Annotated in this window: 1 protein-coding gene; it reads right to left on the bottom strand. The window is 32.2% G+C overall.

Annotated features, from left to right (window positions below; all coding sequences use genetic code 11):
* Positions 1 to 77 precede the first annotated feature (77 nt).
* Positions 78 to 1,013: a CfrBI family restriction endonuclease gene (locus tag Rain11_RS13720; RefSeq protein WP_101359936.1), complete on the bottom strand. Its 936-nt coding sequence runs from the start codon at positions 1,011 to 1,013 to the stop codon at positions 78 to 80.
* Positions 1,014 to 1,232 lie beyond the last annotated feature (219 nt).

Raw genomic sequence — 1,232 nt, 5'->3', positions numbered from 1 at the left:
TCAATTTGTGGTCTGGAATTATTGCCTACAAATTCCTAGATAAAAAGCCCACTATTAGAGATTTTCAAGAAAAAAATCTACTTACAAATTTTGAACTTTTTCAAGATATTGCCGCTTAACTCACGTTCTTTTAATATTTCGTCTAATCTTGTGTTTAAGTCTCCGTTTAAGTCACTATTTGGAACATTTAAGGCATTTAGAACTTCTTGAAAACGCTTGTAACCACCTTTATTACGAAGCTCTATCCATTGCACATTAAGCATTTCTGCTTGCTTTTTATTTTTGTCAGAGAGTTTGTCGGCTAAAAAAATTGCTGGCTGTCTGGCAAAAATTGCATCTGCACTTTCTGGATTGCCTTTACCCATCAACTTCACTTCTGTCCTAAGTTTTTTGCCATCTTTTGAAAGTACATAAAAATCAACTTCTCTAAAACTGTCGGGATTACTATCTTGAACGTGATATTCAAATGGAACATTGAAAAGCATACAAAGTGTTGTCATTAGCGGCTTCTCAACTTGTTTACCTACGGCACTCCACATACCACCACGAATTTCTGCACGTTTAACGGCAATAGTATTTATTACAATTAAACTCTCTGCTACTGTCAAATCAACTGCAACGTCCTTAAATTTTATTGAAAGTTTTATTTCAAAATTGTTGCCGTTGGAAACTAAATCGTTAATTGTCTTTTGCAACCTGTTGTAGTTGTCGTAAGATGCTTGAATTACAACTTCTTTTTTTGATGAATTGAAAGCATTTGTAATTGATTTCATATTCAACCCCGAATTGATTGCAATTTGCTCTTTTGGTAAATCAGGATTTAGAAACACTTTCTTATACCAGTCAGATTTTTCTCCGAGTGCATCAATTTTTGCGTAAACAACTTGCTTGAAAAAGCTAATGCAGTAGTCTAAAAATATCTCGTCAATTATAACTAAAACTTCATCTCTGTAATCTTGATTTGAAATTACTTTTTTGATGATGTTTTTCTTTGCATCAGTATTTAATGGCATAACTATTTTATTGTTTCTTTGAACTCGTCAAGGGTTAAGAACTTTGTTTCTATGGTGTCAAACATTTCCTTTGATTTTTTTGATTTCATATAGAGGTTGTTTAGGATTTATTTTTTTTGATAATTCTTCGGATAAAAATGACCATAAAGGATAAAATTAACAAATTTACCCACGTATCTACTCTGGTTTCATAGCGTATGATTAAAGCCTTGAATTGGT

It is taken from the genome of Raineya orbicola, assembly GCF_002843425.1.
In the GTDB taxonomy this organism is placed as follows: domain Bacteria; phylum Bacteroidota; class Bacteroidia; order Cytophagales; family Thermonemataceae; genus Raineya; species Raineya orbicola.
The sequence above is the reverse complement of the archived record's forward strand: the minus strand, read 5'-3'. Positions and strand labels throughout refer to the sequence as shown.